Source organism: Proteus mirabilis HI4320, assembly GCF_000069965.1.
Lineage (GTDB): Bacteria > Pseudomonadota > Gammaproteobacteria > Enterobacterales > Enterobacteriaceae > Proteus > Proteus mirabilis.
In genome coordinates, this window is sequence record NC_010554.1 from 2995312 (window position 1) to 3010575 (window position 15264).

The 15264-nt window shown below is 41.3% G+C and carries 11 protein-coding genes; 5 read left to right on the plus strand and 6 right to left on the minus strand.

Annotated elements, in window-relative coordinates:
* Window positions 1–2: 2 nt before the first annotated feature.
* Window positions 3–1094 carry an alanine racemase gene (gene alr, locus PMI_RS13515; protein ID WP_004245898.1) on the plus strand — a complete coding sequence of 364 codons (1092 nt, stop codon included), beginning with the start codon at window positions 3–5 and terminating at the stop codon, window positions 1092–1094.
* A 55-nt stretch (window positions 1095–1149) separates the two neighbouring features.
* Window positions 1150–2343: an amino acid aminotransferase gene (locus PMI_RS13520; RefSeq protein ID WP_012368490.1), complete on the plus strand. Its 1194-nt coding sequence runs from the start codon at window positions 1150–1152 to the stop codon at window positions 2341–2343.
* A gap of 121 nt (window positions 2344–2464) precedes the next feature.
* Here the strand turns inward: PMI_RS13520 and PMI_RS13525 are convergent, their stop codons facing one another.
* The 3 genes from PMI_RS13525 to uvrA all read right to left on the minus strand — a co-directional run bounded on the left by PMI_RS13525 (window position 2465) and on the right by uvrA (window position 8694).
* Entirely contained in the window at window positions 2465–3814 is a 1350-nt protein-coding gene (locus PMI_RS13525) for an L-cysteine desulfidase family protein (RefSeq protein ID WP_012368491.1), read from the minus strand.
* 61 nt (window positions 3815–3875) lie between these two features.
* Window positions 3876–5207: an SLC5/6 family protein gene (locus PMI_RS13530; RefSeq protein WP_004249166.1), complete on the minus strand. Its 1332-nt coding sequence runs from the start codon at window positions 5205–5207 to the stop codon at window positions 3876–3878.
* Window positions 5208–5859: 652 nt separating this feature from the next.
* A complete protein-coding gene (gene uvrA / locus PMI_RS13535; protein ID WP_004249165.1) occupies window positions 5860–8694 on the minus strand; it encodes an excinuclease ABC subunit UvrA in 2835 nt (944 codons plus the stop codon).
* 252 nt (window positions 8695–8946) lie between these two features.
* On the opposite strand from uvrA, the gene ssb1 reads away from it, so the two are divergent.
* Together ssb1 and zur are read left to right on the plus strand one after the other, a co-directional pair.
* Window positions 8947–9471: a single-stranded DNA-binding protein SSB1 gene (gene ssb1 / locus PMI_RS13540; protein ID WP_004249162.1), complete on the plus strand. Its 525-nt coding sequence runs from the start codon at window positions 8947–8949 to the stop codon at window positions 9469–9471.
* 355 nt (window positions 9472–9826) lie between these two features.
* Window positions 9827–10357 carry a zinc uptake transcriptional repressor Zur gene (gene zur, locus PMI_RS13545; RefSeq protein ID WP_004245904.1) on the plus strand — a complete coding sequence of 177 codons (531 nt, stop codon included), beginning with the start codon at window positions 9827–9829 and terminating at the stop codon, window positions 10355–10357.
* A gap of 188 nt (window positions 10358–10545) precedes the next feature.
* On the opposite strand, the gene lexA is transcribed toward zur, so the two are convergent.
* Entirely contained in the window at window positions 10546–11157 is a 612-nt protein-coding gene (gene lexA, locus PMI_RS13550) for a transcriptional repressor LexA (RefSeq protein ID WP_004245906.1), read from the minus strand.
* 127 nt (window positions 11158–11284) lie between these two features.
* On the minus strand, window positions 11285–11656 hold the full coding sequence (locus PMI_RS13555; RefSeq protein ID WP_004245908.1) for a diacylglycerol kinase: 372 nt from the start codon (window positions 11654–11656) through the stop codon (window positions 11285–11287).
* Between the two features lie 130 nt (window positions 11657–11786).
* On the opposite strand from PMI_RS13555, the gene plsB reads away from it, so the two are divergent.
* Window positions 11787–14270, plus strand: a complete 2484-nt coding sequence (plsB, locus tag PMI_RS13560; RefSeq protein WP_012368492.1) for a glycerol-3-phosphate 1-O-acyltransferase PlsB — start codon at window positions 11787–11789, stop codon at window positions 14268–14270.
* A 113-nt stretch (window positions 14271–14383) separates the two neighbouring features.
* Here the strand turns inward: plsB and ubiA are convergent, their stop codons facing one another.
* Window positions 14384–15238 carry a 4-hydroxybenzoate octaprenyltransferase gene (ubiA, locus tag PMI_RS13565; RefSeq protein WP_004250107.1) on the minus strand — a complete coding sequence of 285 codons (855 nt, stop codon included), beginning with the start codon at window positions 15236–15238 and terminating at the stop codon, window positions 14384–14386.
* Window positions 15239–15264 lie beyond the last annotated feature (26 nt).

Below are 15264 nucleotides of genomic sequence, written 5' to 3' on the forward strand. Positions count from 1 at the left end.
ACATGAAAGCGGCAACCGCAGTAATAGATCGCCGCGCTCTGCGTCACAATTTTCAGCATGTAAGAGACTATGCACCACATAGCCACCTGATAGCTGTCGTGAAAGCAAACGCTTATGGTCATGGGTTATTAGAAACAGCATATACTTTAATGGATGATGCTGATTGTTTTGGCGTAGCACGTATCGGTGAAGCCTTAACATTACGTAGTGGGGGGATTGTGAAACCCATCCTACTACTTGAAGGCTTCTTTGATGCTGTTGATTTACCCATTTTGGTGGTTAACCATATTGAGACTGTTGTTCATAGTGAAGAGCAACTCGAAGCGTTAGAAAATGCCGATTTAGAAGAACCCGTAAAAGTCTGGATGAAGCTCGATACTGGAATGCATCGTTTAGGCGTCCGTCCTGAAGAAGCTGAGGCTTTTTATCAACGACTTTGTGCTTGTAAAAATGTCCAACAACCCGTCAATTTGGTCAGTCACTTTAGTCGCGCGGATGAGCCTGATATTCCTGAAGTCACACAAAATCAAATTCAGCTATTTCAAGCCTTTATCCAAGATAAAGCGGGTGATAAATCTATCGCTGCTTCTGCGGGAATTTTATTTTGGCCACAAGTCCATTATCAATGGGTTCGCCCTGGGATCATCACATACGGTATCTCACCAACGGGTGATAACAGAACAGGTAAAGACTTTGGTTTAACCCCGGCAATGACATTAAAAACGAGCCTTATTGCGGTTCGTAAACATAAAGCAGGTGAACCCGTTGGTTATGGTGGTACATGGGTAAGTGAAAAAGATACTTATCTGGGTGTTATTGCTATCGGTTATGGTGATGGTTACCCACGTAGTGCACCTTCTGGTACTCCTGTTTGGATCAACGGTCGAAAAGTGCCGATTGTTGGACGCGTTTCTATGGATATGATCAGCGTCGATTTGGGATCTGAGCTAATTGATCGTGTCGGTGATGAAGCTATTTTATGGGGAGATGTGCTACCCGTAGAAGAAATTGCCAAATATAGTGGTATTAGCGCGTACGAATTAATTACCAAATTAACTTCGCGCGTCATTATGGAATACCTAGACGAACAATAGCACACAAGATATTGTATCTATCTGGCACACAAAAAGTGATTGGAGAATAAAAGCCGTGTTTCAACAGGTTGAAGCGTTTGCGGGAGATCCGATTCTCTCATTAATGGATGTCTATAATAAAGATCCACGTCAAGATAAAATTAACCTAAGTATTGGTCTTTATTATGATGAAGAAGGCAAAACCCCCATTCTAGGCACTGTGTCTGTGGCACGTCAGCAGCTTAATGCGATGACACCTACCGCAACACTGTATTTGCCAATGGAAGGACTCGCCCCTTATCGCCACGAAGTACAGACTCTCCTTTTTGGTGCTGATAACCCGCTTATTGCAGACAAAAAGATTGCTACCATACAAACATTAGGTGGCTCCGGAGCGCTAAAAGTCGGCGCAGATTTTCTACATCGCTATTTTCCAAGCTCTGAAGTTTGGATCAGTGATCCCACTTGGGACAATCATGCGTCTATTTTTGCGGGCTCCGGTTTTAAAGTAAATTATTATCCTTATTTTGATCCCGAAACCAAAGGGGTCAAATTCGATGCATTAATAGATTGCTTTAAAAAACTTCCTGAAAAAAGCATCGTACTGATGCACCCATGTTGCCATAATCCAACAGGATCCGATCTCACCAAAGCACAATGGGATCAGGTCATTGAGATCCTCAAAGCGCGTCAAGCAATCCCTTTCCTTGATATTGCTTATCAGGGATTTGCTGAAAGTTTAGATGATGATGCTTATGCGGTTCGCGCTATGGCAAAAGCGGGGTTACCTGTATTAGTCAGTAACTCATTCTCTAAAATCTTCGGGATTTATGGGGAACGGGCGGGTGGCTTATCGATTGTATGTGATAACGCGAAAGAGTGTGAGCATGTATTAGGGCAATTAAAAGCGGGCGCACGTCGTATCTATTCAAGTCCTGCTAACTATGGCGCACAACTGGTTAATCAAGTTTTATCAGATCATGTATTAACCGCACAATGGCAAAAAGAAGTGGCTCATATGCGTGACCGCATCAAAGAGATGCGTGTAACTTTAGTTAATGCCTTAAAAGAAGCATTACCTGAGAAAAACTTTGATCATTTATTAACACAACGCGGTATGTTCAGTTATACCGGCTTTTCACCAGAGCAAGTAGATAGATTACGTGAAGAGTTTGGTATTTACCTGATTGGTACAGGTCGTGTTTGTATGGCGGGTGTCAATAACAATAATGTGCAGCGCATTGCACAAGCCTTTGCAGCTGTCAGTTAATTAATATAACCAACCATTCGTTGCTGATATTAGCTTAAAAAAATACCTGCCTATTTTCATAAGCAGGTATTTTCTTTACTGCATTACAACATTTTTCACTGTCTTTTTAGGTCTTTGCCTTTTATGCATTGACAGCTTGCTGCTTTTCCCCGGCATTACGGCGTGCTTTTTCTTCCATGATCTCAATAATTTGAATATCTGTATGTTGCATTGCACGACTAGCTAATGCGCAGAGATTCGCAATTGAACTATCAACATCATCACTGACAATCCCGTCAGTGCCCGCTACACTTTGATTTTGCATCGCCATTAAAACGGCTTTATACGCACTCGCCGCACTACTTGATACTTTCATCGCACAGCTATTTGAGGCGCCATCACAGATAATGCCACTAATATCACCAATCATACTGTTGATTGACATACTTACAGTGGTGAAGTCTTTAGTCAGTAGCCATGCCATACCCGCAGCCGCCCCCATTGATGCAGTGGTTGCCGCACACAATGCAGACAGAGGTGGGAAATGGCTATGAACATAAATCGCCATTAAGTGCGATAAAACTAATGCCCGTAATAAAGTTTCGTCATCTGCTTGAATAAATTCAGCAACTACCATTACCGGCAATGTTGCAGCAATGCCTTGATTACCGGAGCCTGAGTTACTCATAGCAGGTAATACAGCGCCCCCCATACGTGCATCTGAAGCGGCAGACGTTCTTATCATGATTTCACTCAGTAAATCCTTACCTAATAAGCCATTCTCTTGCTGTGAAACCAGCGTCCGCCCTATCGCCAATCCATAACTATTTTTTAGCCCTTCTTCTGATAAAGCACCATTTAGATAAGCCGCATCAAGCATAAAGGCGACTTGATCTATAGGTACATTGAGTGCAAAGCGATAAATATCTTCAGCACAAACCGTCGCAAAAGGCTTTTCTTCTACGCTATCCCCGGCATGAGTCAAACTCGTTTTATCATCCTCAAAAACAACTTTGCCATTACACTCACAGCGCACAACATGGGTATGCTCTTTAGCAATACTGACAATGGCATAACCTGACTGACCATATACTTTTGCTTCGGAGTAGAGTACATCACTACATGGCGTTTTCACGCCAACCGTCACTTTTCCTTCAGCAACCAATGTCTTAGCCTGAGCGATAGCTTGTGGTGATACTGTAAGTAATACTTCAAGGCCAGCATCCGGATTGCCCCCTGTCGCCCCTAATGCAGCCGCGATGGGCAATCCCGCCATTCCCGTTCCTGGTACTGTTACGCCCATTCCGTTTTTCATTAAATTAGGCGAAACCCACGCTTCAATACCAACAACAGGCTCAGCTAATAACGCGGTTGCTTTTGCCGCAGCTAATGCCAATGAAATCGGCTCAGTGCAACCTACTGCTGGCTTAACACCTTCACGTAATTGACGAATAAACTGCGACCATAAATGAGAATTATTGTTCTGGCTCATAATCTAACACCTTGGATTAATATCGTTTTTAATAACAGCTAACTCGAACCGCAGTTGACGACTATGAGAATGCCAAGAACGGAGAAACACAAAGTAGCAGACCCGTAAAGATAATCAGATAAAGTGATGCGCCTTTGTATTTATGTAACATCGGTACTTTGTACACTAGGTATGCAGGGATAAGACAACCGACCATACCAAAGATAGGACTACAAATTGAGGTAAAGCTCAGTACTGGTGCATTGAGAATAATGGCGCCCCAAGCTAACAGCACAGCAAAGATCATAATGCCGTTTTGTACCCATTTTTCATTGATTTTTTCAACGGGCATCATGCGCTGCAGAATATTCATCACAATCCCTTGTGTGGCTTCACGGAAACCGAGATAGACACCAAAGAATGCGGTCATTACTGCGAAAATATTCAACATTACACTCACTACGGTTACCCAACCGCCAGGGAAGAATTTTGCCGCAATCGCTAATGCAGAGATATTTTGCTCATAAGCTTTTACTGCTTCATCATGTCCCATTGCTAATGTGAAGGAGATTGCATAGAAAAACACCGTACAGAACAACACACCGAAAGCGATATTCATTGCACGTAATGCTTTATGACGCGCTACTTCACGATTTTGGTTACGACTACGATAAGAGATAACCATTGGGCTTAATGTTTGGATAAACAAAATAGAAGTTAATGTAAAAGGTAGTGTGATAATGGCTTCTTTAATTAAACGTCCGGCAGGGGGTAATGCGCCAACATTATACAGATGCCACATACCAATCATTGAAAGACCTAATGCCGCAACAACCAGTAGTTTTGTCATTACCATAAAGCTTGATAGCTTAAACAGTAATTGTTCACCACGAGAAGAAATAGCCACTAACGCACAGATTAAAATCAGACCATAGAATGGATTTTCTGATAATAAACTGTCAGTCACACCAAAAGTTTGTAGATAAGAAGCACTGTCATTCGTGATAGCTGTGGAATAGACAAACATCCAAATCACTAACATCACAAAATAGAGTGCACCTAATAAAATACCCCAGTTTTTACCGAGATAACCGGTGATAACGCTTGGGTAGTCTTTACACTCAGGAGATTCAGCCAACGTATTAATAAATAGGCGTTGGAAAAGGTACATTGCGGGGTAACCAATCACGGAGGAAAGTAAGAAAACCCACAATCCCATTAAGCCAACCTGTACAGGTAAAAAAACAATCCCTGCACCGATAGCCATACCGATACTCATGATAACCCAGCCCACATCATTGCCGTCAAATTTAATTGCTGCACGCCATTGTTCTTCTGTCATACCTGCTCGGCGAGCGCCAGCACTAGTTGCGGGATAGCTTGTTGTCTCTGTTTTTGAGGAAGCCGTTTCCATATTAGTACTCACTTTTTATATTGTAATTGTTAATAGCAAAACGAATTTTGGGGGTAAAAAGAACTATCTAACTTTGCGATGACCTAATAGCCTTACTTTTTGCAGGTATTTTTATTATGGGTAAATGATAGGAAATATTGCGGAGAAAAAAGTTGTTATAAATCGTGATAGCTGAAAACGTTTTGGGAAATAATTCTCTCACAAGGAGAAAAGTAGGATTATCTGTTCAAAGGGAACAGTAAATAATAACCTTCCCCCTACGGCAACCTTTTGATTTACATAACACTTTGAAATATAACAAAATATCACTATTGTTATACAATAATAGTCAAGTATAACAAATGAAACAAATCCATGAATAAACTGTGCTATGCATCACGATATACTATGATAATCCTTTCTATTTAGCTTTGTTATCTCGTATTTAGTTAAAATAATGTAATAAAACAGCAGAATTAACTATTTATTCTTTTTTTTATAAAAAGAGTGTTAATTATATAAAAAGCGGCTATCAGCGTGACTGACGAAAAAAGAATAGTTTTATCTAATAGAATTAATTTCTCTAATAAAATATCAAATTCCTTTTTATAAAGAAAAACGCTACAAACAAAATTTGTAGCGTTTAGACAAGAAGTGCGTAAACCGAGTGCTATTAATAACCGCGCTCTAAAATTGGTTTCAAAAACCTTGCCGTGTGGGAGCCTTCAAAGTCAGCAACTTGCTCTGGCGTACCGGATATCAAGATCTGACCACCCCCACTGCCCCCTTCAGGCCCTAAATCAACGATCCAGTCAGCGGTTTTGATCACATCGAGATTATGCTCAATCACCACAATCGTATTACCCTGATCACGCAACTGATGGAGCACATCAAGAAGTAACTCAATATCGGCAAAGTGTAAACCCGTGGTCGGTTCATCCAAAATATAGAGGGTTTGGCCTGTACCCCGTTTTGACAACTCTTTGGCTAATTTAACCCGTTGTGCTTCACCACCCGATAACGTAGTGGCAGATTGTCCTAAACGAATATAAGAGAGTCCCACATCAATCAATGTTTGTAGCTTACGCGCTAATGCAGGCACCGCATCAAAAAACTCTCTTGCTTCTTCGATTGTCATATCTAGCGCTTCGTGAATATTTTTCCCTTTATATTTAATCTCAAGGGTTTCACGATTATAACGTTGCCCTTTACACTGATCACAAGGCACATACACATCAGGTAAAAAGTGCATTTCAACTTTTAATACACCATCGCCTTGGCAAGCTTCGCAACGCCCCCCCTTCACATTAAAACTAAAGCGCCCCGGCGTATAACCGCGAGTTCGTGATTCTGGTACACCAGCAAAAAGTTCACGGATCGGGGTAAATACTCCGGTATAAGTCGCAGGGTTGGAACGTGGCGTACGACCGATAGGACTTTGGTTAATATCAATCACTTTATCAAAATGCTCTAATCCCTCAACGTCTAAATAAGGTGCTGGCACGCTATTAGTGGCGCCATTTAATTGACGTTGGGCAATGGGGAATAACGTATCATTAATTAAGGTTGATTTACCCGAGCCAGATACACCGGTAATACAAGTAAATAAACCAACAGGTATTTTTAAATTAACGTTTTTTAGGTTATTACCTTTCGCCCCTAAAATAGTGAGCATTTTTTCGCGATCAACAGGAACACGCTTTTCAGGGATAGCAATACGGCGTTCGCCACTTAAGAATTTACCGGTTAATGAGTTGGGATTATTAACAATATCTTCCAGTGTACCCTGAGCGACTATCTCACCACCATGAACGCCAGCACCCGGCCCAATATCAATAATATGATCAGCGGCACGGATAGCGTCTTCATCATGCTCAACGACGATCACCGTGTTACCTAAATCACGCAAGTGGATCAAGGTTTCCAGTAGGCGATCGTTATCGCGTTGATGCAAACCAATTGAAGGCTCATCAAGTACATACATTACCCCAACTAATCCAGCACCAATTTGGCTTGCTAGGCGAATACGCTGCGCTTCGCCGCCTGATAATGTCTCCGCTGAACGAGAAAGAGTGAGGTAATTTAATCCCACATTGACCAAGAATTTTAATCTGTCACCAATCTCTTTTAATACTTTTTCGGCAATCTTCGCTCGCTGACCACTGAGTTTTAGATTTTGGAAAAAGCTCATCGCATGACCAATACTGTAATCCGCAATTTCAGGTAACGTGGTATTTTCAACATACACATGGCGAGCTTCGCGACGTAAGCGAGTACCTCCACAAGAGGCACAAGGACGATTGCTAATATATTTAGCTAACTCTTCACGCACCGCACTCGATTCTGTTTCACGATAGCGGCGCTCCATATTATTTAATACCCCTTCAAAAGGATGATGGCGGACCACAACATCCCCTCGATCATTGGTGTATTTAAATTCAATATTTTCTTTACCTGAACCGGATAAAATCACTTTCTGGATCTTGTCGGGTAATGAGTCAAAGGGGGCTTCAACATCAAAATGATAGTGCTCGCCTAATGAGCGCAACATTTGGAAATAGTAAAAATTGCGCCGATCCCACCCTTTAATCGCACCACCGGCCAGAGAAATTTCTCGATTCTGGATCACCAAATCAGGATCGAAAAATTGTTGAACACCTAAACCATCACAAGTAGGACACGCACCTGCGGGGTTATTAAAAGAGAATAACCGTGGCTCTAGTTCACTCATGCTATAACCACAAATAGGACAGGCAAAGTTTGCAGAAAAAACAATATCTTCAGCACTGCTATCGTCCATATCAGAGATAACAGCAGTACCGCCAGAAAGCTCTAATGCGGTTTCAAAAGATTCCGCTAAACGTTGAGCCAGATCGTCACGAACTTTAAAGCGATCAATGACCACTTCAATGGTGTGCTTTTTCTGTAACTCCAAGGTAGGGGGATCTGATAAATCACACACTTCACCATCGATACGAGCACGAATATAGCCTTGTGCAGCAAGATTATTGAGTAATTTTACATGCTCACCTTTGCGCTCTTTTACGATTGGCGCCAATAACATTAAGCGTTTACCTTCAGGTTGCGCTAAAACATTATCCACCATTTGGCTTACCGTTTGAGCCGCTAAAGGGATATCATGATCAGGACAGCGCGGTTCACCCACACGTGCAAATAATAGACGTAGGTAATCGTGGATCTCGGTAATGGTGCCGACCGTTGAGCGCGGGTTATGTGATGTCGATTTCTGCTCAATCGAAATAGCGGGCGATAACCCTTCAATATGATCAACATCAGGCTTTTCCATTAAGGAAAGGAACTGACGAGCATAAGCTGAAAGCGATTCAACGTAACGCCGTTGGCCTTCCGCATAAAGCGTATCAAAGGCTAAAGAGGATTTACCTGAGCCAGAAAGTCCCGTAATAACAATAAGTTTATCGCGAGGAATGACCAAATTGATATTTTTTAGGTTATGGGTGCGAGCGCCCCGTACTTCGATTTTATCCATGAATATATCCCGGATTAAGTGAGTCGCCGAAAAAGAAAGAATCGGATAATTATGACACAAAACTAGCTGAATGGATATACAGTATATATATTGAAACTGAATGATAATGAAAATTTGCCATATTAAGACAATAAAATGTCGATCCTGTTCTCAATGGAGAAATTCATTACTCATCATATTCAAATTTTAGCTTACGTGATAAACTTCATCGCTTATGATTTCAAAAAATTTACTTTCGCAGGAGTACCTCACATGGCGAGCAGAGGCGTTAACAAAGTTATTCTTATCGGTAATTTAGGGCAGGATCCAGAAATCCGTTATATGCCAAGTGGTGGTGCAGTGGCAAATCTGACACTAGCAACTTCAGAAAGCTGGCGCGACAAACAAACCGGTGAAATGAAAGAGAAAACCGAATGGCACCGTGTGGTCATTTTCGGCAAACTAGCAGAAATTGCTGGCGAGTATCTGCGTAAAGGTTCACAAGTTTATATTGAAGGTCAATTACAAACACGTAAATGGCAAGATCAAAGTGGTCAAGATCGCTACAGCACTGAAGTTGTGGTGAATATCGGTGGCACAATGCAGATGTTAGGTGGCCGTGGTGGTCAAGATAATGCACCTTCACAAGGCCAAGGCGGTTGGGGTCAACCTCAGCAACCACAAGCATCACAACAGTTTAGTGGTGGCGCACCATCTCGCCCAGCACAACAACCCGCAGCGGCACCAGCGCCAAGTAATGAACCACCAATGGACTTTGATGACGATATTCCGTTCTGACGGTTACTTAAGAACTCACCTTATCTTCTAAGTCATATAACATCAAACGCTAAAGCCTGTTATACCATTAACGGGCTTTTCTTTGTTTCATGCTTATCCCGCATTTGCCAATCATATTGTCACACCTTGTCTATTTCCCATTGTCTATTTCCCATTGACTATTACTCGTTCATCATTGGCGTTAAGGTAAGTCTTGTGAATGAGTATTAGCCCCTTTCACCATGGTTAGATTTGATTTACTGATAATGACAATTTATAGCGTTATTTTCTCAAAATCCCACTTTCCACAAAGGTTTGCTCAAAAAAAATATGGTAAGATCATCGCAATTAATCACGTCTGAGAGCATCCTATCCTATGAATGAAGAGAAATTGCTCGCTCAGGCAGAAAAGATCTGCCAGAAACGAGGTGTTCGCCTGACTTCACAACGTCTGGCAGTATTGCGTCTGATCATGCAACAACCTACCGCAATCAGCGCTTATGATTTATTAGATTTATTACGCCAAGTAGAGCCTCAAGCTAAACCACCTACCGTATATCGTGGATTGGAATTTCTACTTGAACAAGGTTTTATTCACAAAATAGAATCCACCAATAGCTATGTGCTTTGTCATCATTTTGATGATGCTGAGCATACATCGGTGATGTTAATTTGTGATCGTTGCTTATCAGTCACAGAAAAAAGTAGCCATAAAATTGAAGGGGCGATCACCACACTCGCTAAAGATAATGGCTTTCATTTACGCCATAGTGTGATTGAAATTCATGGGCTGTGCGCTCAGTGCCATGAAGCCCAAGCCTGTACACATCCGGAAGGTTGTCACCATGATCATAGTATGGATGATAATCTTAAGCAGAAAAAAACCGGTGACTATAAGCCTCGTTAAGCAGATAAAAGATAAAAGTCAGCGGAACATATGTTTTTTTGTATAAATTAAAAACAGAAAATGCAGATGATTTTATGTTTTTACACATCATCTGCATCTTTTTGACGTTCTCCCCGCCCTGATGAACTGGAGGACGAGGTTTCGGCGCATCTGGTACAATAATTTGTATTGAATGAATTAGATACAAATTACAGCCATTCGCCGTTACGGATAACCCCTACTGCTAATCCTTCCACAGTAAAGCTCTGCTCACGTAAATCAACGATAATAGGTGAAAACTCTGGATTTTCTGCGTGCAGTTCTATCTTACTACCGACTTTCTTAAATCGTTTTACAGTTACTTCATCTTCAATACGTGCGACAATCACTTGGCCATTATGGACATCTTGTGTTTTATGCACAGCAAGTAGATCGCCATCCATAATACCGATATCTTTCATCGACATACCATTAACACGCAGTAAAAAATCTGCGCTCGGTTTAAAAAGCATAGGATCAACTTGATAATGGCTTTCGATATGCTCTTGCGCTAAAAGTGGTTCACCGGCTGCAACTCGTCCAATTAATGGTAAGCCTTCAGGCTCTTCTTCAAGTAGCAAACGGATACCTCTAGATGCACCAGAGACAATTTCTATCACGCCTTTGCGAGCAAGTGCTTTTAAATGCTCTTCTGCCGCATTAGGTGAGCGAAAACCAAGTTGGGAAGCGATTTCCGCCCGTGTTGGTGGCATACCCGTTTGCGAAATGTGATCACGAACCAAATCGTAAACCTGCTGCTGCCTTGCAGTTAATGCTTTCATTCCGCCCCCTGTTTGTTTATACAGTCAGACTGTGAGTATATACAGGTATATGCCGATTGGGAACTACAAATGCATATAAAACACGCATCTTTGCATTATTTTTCGACAATTGTCGATTTTTTTTACTTTATGCAAAAAAATGATGCCAAAGAATGGTTCCCCAAGTAAATAATCCCAATATAATAGCGACGAGAACGGCAGCTGATCCCATATCCTTTGCTCGTCCTGATAATTCATGACGTTCTGTACCAATGCGATCGACGACAGCTTCTATAGCACTATTGACCAGTTCTAAAATAACGACAAGGACGACTGAACCAATCAATAAAATGCGCTCTAGAACACTGACATCGATAAAAAATGCAAGGATAATTGCTATTAAGGTCACAATAGCTTCTTGTCTAAAAGCGGCTTCATTGATCCAAGCGGCGCGTAAGCCCTGATATGAATAGCCACCAGCTTTAATGATTCGGGTAAGACCTTTATTTTGATTAGCCATAATAAACTCTATCGAAAACAAACGATTATTTTGCCACTTTTCTCTATTAATATTGTCACAGCACCACAGATCTACGAAAGACTTTCTGTTATGCTTTCGAAGTATTGCTAATAAGAGGCTACAACTATTTATGTCAGCTTGGCGTAAACTATATTATAACACATTGAATTTACCACTGAAATTGTTGGTAAAAAGTAAACGAGTTCCGACTGATCCTATCACTGAGTTAGGCTTAGATACGTCGCGATCTTTCCTTTATGTTCTGCCTTATCACTCTAAAGCAGACTTACTGACATTACGTCAGCAATGTTTATCTCTTGGCTTGCCAGATCCTCTGCAACCCATAGAAATTAACGGAACCAAACTGCCAGCCTACGTCTTTATTGACGATGGTCCTAGAGTATTCCGTTACTACTCTCCCGATCCGCGTAAAGATTCAGTGAAAACATTCCATGCTTATCTTGATGCTCATCGTAACAATCCGCATCTTGATATTGAAATGTTACCTGCTTCAGTGATGTTCGGTCGCTCACCGGGTCGAGAAGGTCATAATGGTGTCCCCCATTTGCGCTTATTAAATGGGATCCAAAAATTTATTGCCATCCTCTGGCTAGGTCGAGATAGTTTTGTCCGTTTCTCGCCGACCGTATCCATGCGCCAAATGGCGAATGAACATGGAACCGATACCAGCATTGCTCGAAAACTTGCGCGTGTGGCACGTATTCACTTTTCACGTCAGCGTTTAGCAGCAGTTGGCCCAAAACTACCTGCACGCCAAGATCTCTTCAATAAACTATTGGCATCCAAAGCCATTGAAAAAGCCATTGAAGATGAAGCAAAAGCGAAAAAAATTACGCTTGATAAAGCACGTAAAAATGCCACTGATATCATGGAAGAGATCGCCGCTAATTTCTCTTATGAAGCGGTACGAATGACTGATCGTGTATTAAGCTGGACATGGAATAAGCTCTATCAAGGTATCAACGTTTTTAATGCAGAACGTGTGCGCCAACTTGCGCAAGATGGACATGAAATTGTCTACGTACCTTGTCACCGTAGTCATATGGACTACTTATTGCTTTCCTATGTACTTTATCATCAAGGATTGGTTCCCCCACATATTGCTGCGGGTATTAACCTTAATTTCTGGCCAGCAGGACCGATTTTCCGCCATTTAGGGGCTTTCTTTATTCGTCGAACCTTTAAAGGAAATAAACTTTATTCAACCATCTTCCGGGAATATTTAGGTGAATTATTCTCTCGAGGCTACTCTATTGAATATTTTGTTGAAGGTGGACGCTCCCGTACAGGTCGACTGTTAGATCCTAAAACAGGGACGCTGTCAATGACCGTGCAAGCCATGTTACGTGGTGAGACACGCCCTATTTCCATCGTTCCCATTTATATTGGCTATGAGCATGTCATGGAAGTTGCCACTTATGCCAAAGAGTTGCGTGGTGCGACAAAAGAGAAAGAAGGTTTTATGCAGATGATCAGAGGATTGCGTAAACTACGTAACCTTGGTCAAGGCTATGTCAATTTTGGTGAACCTATTTCGCTATCACAATACCTTAATCAGGCAGTGCCTGACTGGCGCGATGATATTGATCCCATTGAGCCACAACGTCCAAGCTGGTTAAATCCTGCAGTTAGTGCGTTAGCGGATAATATTATGGTCAATATTAATAATGCCGCTTCGATTAATGCGATTAACCTTGTCTCTACGGCGTTGCTAGCGTCCCGTCAGCGAGCATTAACTAAAGAACAATTATTAGAGCAAATAGATTGTTATCTACAGTTACTGCGTAATGTGCCTTACTCATCAGATATGGTTGTCCCCGATAAAAGCTCAGAAACATTATTAGCACACGCCTTGCAAACAGATAAATTCCAAGTTGAGCAGGATAGTCTTGGTGATATTATTATATTGCCTCGTGAAAGTGCCGTATTGATGACTTATTATCGCAATAACACCATTCACTTAATGGTTACACCATCATTAATTGCGAGCATTGTCTTGCATCACGAGCGTATACACCGTGATGACTTAATGAAACAGGTAGAATTAATTTTCCCTCTTATCAAAGCTGAGTTGTTTATTCGCTATGAAAAAGAGGAGTTACCTGATGTGGTTAATACACTGATTAGTGAGCTTTGTCGCCAACGTCTAATTTGCTGTGCTGATGATGGCATATTACGGATCAATCCAGCACGTATTCGCCCATTACAGCTTTTAGCAGCAAGTGTTAGAGAAACGCTACAGCGTTATGGTATTACGCTCTCTCTACTCAATTTTGCTCCTGAAATTAGCCGTGCACTATTAGAAAGAGAAAGCCGCATTTTGGCGCAACGACTTTCTGTATTGCATGGTATTAACGCACCTGAGTTCTTTGATAAAGCGGTTTTCTCCACTTTAGTTTCTACACTGCGTGAAGAAGGTTATCTCAAAGATAATGAAGATATCCTCAAAGCAGATGCCTCTGCACTTTACCAAGTTATTGCGAAATTAATGTCACCAGAAATTCGTTTAACCATTGAGAGTGTAGGCGTTACTGAAGATAACAATTCAGCACAAGCGATTGAGGAAAACCCTGAATCCAACATGGATAAGTAGTTGCTTAATAGCAAATCGCGCTATAATCAGTAATAGAAAAGGGATAAGCAATTGGCTTATCCCTTTTATTTTTATGCAACTTCAGTGCTCAGCTAGTGCTGGTAATATATTTATTAGAAATAATTAAATAAAATACCTGCGAATAAAACAAAACCGACATAATTATTATTCATAAACGCTTGAAAACAAGGGGCTCTTTCCCGTTCAGCAATTAATTTCTGTTGATAAATAAACAGGGCTGTCACGAGTAACAATGACCAATAATAGATCCCTTTCATATTCAGCAAAACGCCAATCGCCACTAATAATGCCAACATCACTAACTGTAAAATACCAATAATGATTTTATCGTAACGACCAAACAGAATGGCTGTCGATTTCACCCCTATTTTTAAATCATCATTGCGATCGACCATGGCATATTGAGTGTCATACACAACAGACCAGATAATATTGACCAAAAAGAGTAACCAACATACTAAAGGTAGTGTTTCAGAAACTGCAGCAAATCCCATAGGGATAGACCAACCAAAGGCCATACCTAAAATTAATTGAGGCAAATTACTAAAACGTTTTACAAAAGGATAAAACCATGCGAGTGCAAGTGCGGCAATAGATAACCAAATGGTCATGGTATTTAACGTAAGCACTAATCCAAACGAAAACAGCACCAAGACAATAAAGATAATCTTGCTCTCTTTCTCCGTTACAGCACCACTAGGTAATGGTCTATTTTTAGTTCTTTCAACGTTGCCATCAATTTTTCTGTCAGCAAAGTCATTTATTACACACCCAGCGGCACGCATGGAAAACACACCTAGAGTAAATACAATCAGGATATGCCAGTCAGGAAAGCCTTTAGCGGCGATCCATAATGCCCAATACGTTGGCCAAAGTAATAATAGCGCTCCAATAGGCTTATCTATACGCATTAAACGGCTATACGCCTGCCATTTATTGTGCGTCATACTTCCCTCCAATTTTAGCTCCCCCT